3 protein-coding genes are annotated in these 3,507 nt (G+C 42.9%); all 3 read right to left on the bottom strand.

Translation table 11 applies throughout. The features are described 5' to 3' along the window. Positions 1–83: 83 nt before the first annotated feature. The 3 genes from gatB to gatC are packed head-to-tail and all read right to left on the bottom strand — an operon-like array spanning position 84 to position 3,289. Positions 84–1,514 (bottom strand): Asp-tRNA(Asn)/Glu-tRNA(Gln) amidotransferase subunit GatB, encoded by a 1,431-nt coding sequence (gene gatB / locus ACYQY7_RS13765; protein WP_461202908.1) that lies wholly within the window; start codon positions 1,512–1,514, stop codon positions 84–86. A 14-nt stretch (positions 1,515–1,528) separates the two neighbouring features. Next, positions 1,529–2,986 (bottom strand): Asp-tRNA(Asn)/Glu-tRNA(Gln) amidotransferase subunit GatA, encoded by a 1,458-nt coding sequence (gatA, locus tag ACYQY7_RS13760; protein ID WP_461202906.1) that lies wholly within the window; start codon positions 2,984–2,986, stop codon positions 1,529–1,531. Positions 2,987–2,998: 12 nt separating this feature from the next. After that, positions 2,999–3,289, bottom strand: coding sequence for an Asp-tRNA(Asn)/Glu-tRNA(Gln) amidotransferase subunit GatC (gene gatC / locus ACYQY7_RS13755; protein WP_009360719.1), 291 nt, complete (start codon positions 3,287–3,289; stop codon positions 2,999–3,001). Positions 3,290–3,507: the final 218 nt, after the last annotated feature.

The following is a 3,507-nucleotide window of genomic DNA, read 5'->3' as shown; positions in this document are numbered from 1 at the left end:
ATTAACAAAAGAAAAACGATTTTGTCCTTGACAAAATCGTTTTTCAACAGTCTGACCCCCATGCCATAACATGGGGGTAGTGATTACCTTTTATTCATTTCCTCAAGCAATAACTTATTCACAAGCGGTGGGTTGGCTTGTCCTTTTGTTGCTTTCATAATTTGGCCGACTAAGAAGCCGATCGCACGGTCTTTTCCGTTTTTAAAGTCTTCGATCGATTGTGGATTCGCATCGAGCACTTCTAACACAATTTTGCGCAACGTTGCTTCGTCAGAAATTTGCACAAGCCCTTGTTGTTTGACGATTTGCTCTGGATCGCCGCCTTTTTCCACAAGTTCTTTAAAAATTTTCTTCGCAATTTTCGACGAAATTGTGCCGTTTTGAATGAGCTTAATCATGCTTGCAAGGCTTTCTGGCGTTAACGCAATGTCATGTAATTCTTTTTGTTCTGCGTTTAAATAAGCAGATACTTCAACCATCAGCCAGTTCGAAGCAAGCTTCGGATCCGCCCCATTCGCGACCGTTGCCTCAAAAAAGTCTGCCATTTCTTTTGTAAGCGTTAATACTTTCGCATCATACTCTGGCAAGCCAAGCTCTTCGACATATCGTTTTTTCCGCGCATCTGGAAGTTCTGGAATGGACGCACGAACACGTTCTTTCCATTCATCATCAATATAAAGCATAACTAAATCTGGTTCAGGGAAATAGCGATAGTCTTCTGAACCTTCTTTTGTGCGCATTAAAATCGTTGTTTTCGTTGCTTCGTCGAAACGGCGCGTTTCTTGCTGGATGACGCCGCCGGACAATAAAATTTTCTCTTGGCGCTTCGCTTCGTATTCTAATCCTTGGCGAACGAAGTTAAATGAGTTTAAGTTTTTCAATTCTGTTTTCGTTCCAAATTTGTCTGAACCAATTGGACGAAGGGAAATGTTCGCATCACAGCGAAGCGAGCCTTCTTCCATTTTACAATCCGATACACCTGTATATTGAATGATCGACTTTAATTTTTCTAAATATGCATACGCTTCTTCTGGAGAGCGAATATCTGGCTCCGATACGATCTCAATAAGCGGCGTCCCTTGACGGTTGAAATCGACTAACGAATAGCCGTCGCCTGTATGCGTCAGCTTCCCTGCATCTTCTTCTAAATGAATGCGCGTAATGCCGATTTTTTTCTTTTTGCCGTTCACTTCAATTTCAATCCAGCCATTTTGTCCAATCGGTTGGTCGTACTGTGAAATTTGGTACGCTTTCGGGTTGTCCGGATAAAAATAGTTTTTTCGGTCAAATTTCGTTTCTGTGGCGATTTCGCAGTTTAACGCCATCGCCGCTTTCATCGCATATTCGACCGCTTGTTTATTTAACACCGGAAGAACGCCCGGGTACCCTAAATCAATGACGCTCGTTTGTGTGTTTGGGGGCGCTCCGAATGCGTTTGGACTGCTTGAGAAAATTTTCGATTTCGTTTTCAGCTCGACGTGCACTTCAAGTCCGATGACGATTTCAAAATTCATTACTTATTCCCCCCTTACAACGTTGGTTTTTGTTTATGATAGTCTGTTGCTTGCTCGAACGCATGAGCAACGCGGTAAATCGTGCTTTCATCGAAATGTTTGCCGATAATTTGCAGACCGACTGGCAAGCCATTGACAAATCCGCACGGAATCGAAATGCCCGGAACACCAGCAAGATTGACTGGAATCGTTAAAATGTCGTTTGCGTACATCGTTAACGGGTCGCTCGTTTTTTCGCCAATTTTAAACGCTGGCGTTGGTGTTGTCGGCCCGATAATGACGTCGTATTTTGCAAAGACGTTTTCAAAGTCTTGTTTAATGAGCGTCCGCACTTTTTGCGCTTTTTTGTAGTACGCATCATAATAGCCTGAACTTAATGCAAACGTTCCAAGCATAATGCGGCGTTTCACTTCGTTGCCGAACCCTTCGCTGCGCGTTTGCTTGTACATCTCCATTAAGTTTTTCGCATTGTCGGTACGATAGCCGTAGCGAACACCGTCAAAGCGGGCAAGGTTTGCCGATGCTTCCGAAGACGCTAATAAGTAGTATGTTGCTAGCGCATATTTCGAATGAGGAAGAGATACTTCTTCCCACGTTGCGCCGAGGCTTTCTAACACGTTTAGCGCTTGAAGAATAGATTGGCGAACTTCTTCTGATACACCCTCGCCTAAATATTCTTTCGGCACGGCAATTTTTAAACCTTGAATGTCACCTGTTAAGGCAGAAACGTAATCTGGTACAGCGACATTTGCGGATGTCGAATCCATTGGATCTAAACCAGAGATGACTTGTAGTAAATATGCGTTATCTTCCACTGTGCGTGTAATTGGACCGATTTGGTCAAGCGAAGACGCAAACGCAACAAGCCCATAGCGCGATACGCGACCGTACGTCGGTTTTAAACCAACAACCCCGCAAAACGCTGCTGGTTGACGAATCGAACCTCCCGTGTCTGAACCGAGCGCAAATGGCACTTCTCCTGCCGCTACTGCTGCTGCCGAACCGCCGCTTGAGCCACCTGGCACGCGCTCTAAATCCCACGGGTTGCGCGTCAGTTGAAAGCCGGAGTTTTCTGTCGATGATCCCATCGCAAACTCGTCCATATTTAATTTTCCGATCGTCACTGCGTCAGCTTCGTTTAAACGCTCTACAACCGTTGCATCGTAAATCGGGTCGAAGTTGTACAAAATTTTGCTGGCACACGTTGTGCGTAGCCCTTTTGTCACAATGTTATCTTTAATGCCAATTGGCATGCCAAAAAGCAAACCAAATTCCTTTTCCGTAGTTAGTTTTTCATCTAACTGTGTCGCTTTCGCGCGCGCTTGTTCTTCGTTTAACGTTAAAAACGCTTGTACTTTTTCTTCTACGTCATGAATGCGTTTAAACGATTCATCCACTAAATCTGAAACAGAAATTTCTTTTTTATGTAATAAACTGTGTAACTCAGATATGCGATAGTCAAACAATGACATATTCTTCCCTCCTTACTCTAAAATGGCTGGCACACGGAATTGTCCATCTTGATGGTCTGGTGCGTTTTTCAATACGTCTTCTAGCGGAAGTCCAGCTGTCGGTACATCTTCTCGCATCACATTTTTCATGTTTAATACGTGCGATGTTGGCGGAACGTTTTCGGTATCTAACTCATTTAACTGCTCCGCAAACGTAATAATCGCATCTAGTTGTTTCGCAAACATCGCTGCTTCTTCTTCTGTAATCGCTAAACGCGCTAAATGCGCCACATGTTTCACTTGCTCGATTGAAATTCGTGACATGTCTTTCACCTCCGATATTGTCGACCTTTCACAATACTATGATGATACCAAACTTTCGCGCAGTGAAGCAACATTTGCCATTCATTTTACTTACAGAAAAAATCATTCATTGACGAAAAAACGATGAACGTTGTAGAATGAAAAAAATTTTTAAAAACAACTCGTATGGATAATAAAATTAACCAAATAAATAAAAATAATTAAAAATTTTTATAAAA

Source organism: Anoxybacillus sp. TBDG-1, assembly GCF_054815885.1.
The sequence above is the reverse complement of the archived record's forward strand: the minus strand, read 5'-3'. Positions and strand labels throughout refer to the sequence as shown.

Bases quoted from the DNA above. Each gene is read 5' to 3' on its own strand.
- gatB (WP_461202908.1), bottom strand. From the start codon at position 1,514: ATGAATTTTGAAATCGTCATCGGACTTGAAGTGCACGTCGAGCTGAAA.
- gatA (WP_461202906.1), bottom strand. From the start codon at position 2,986: ATGTCATTGTTTGACTATCGCATATCTGAGTTACACAGTTTATTACAT.
- gatC (WP_009360719.1), bottom strand. From the start codon at position 3,289: ATGTCACGAATTTCAATCGAGCAAGTGAAACATGTGGCGCATTTAGCG.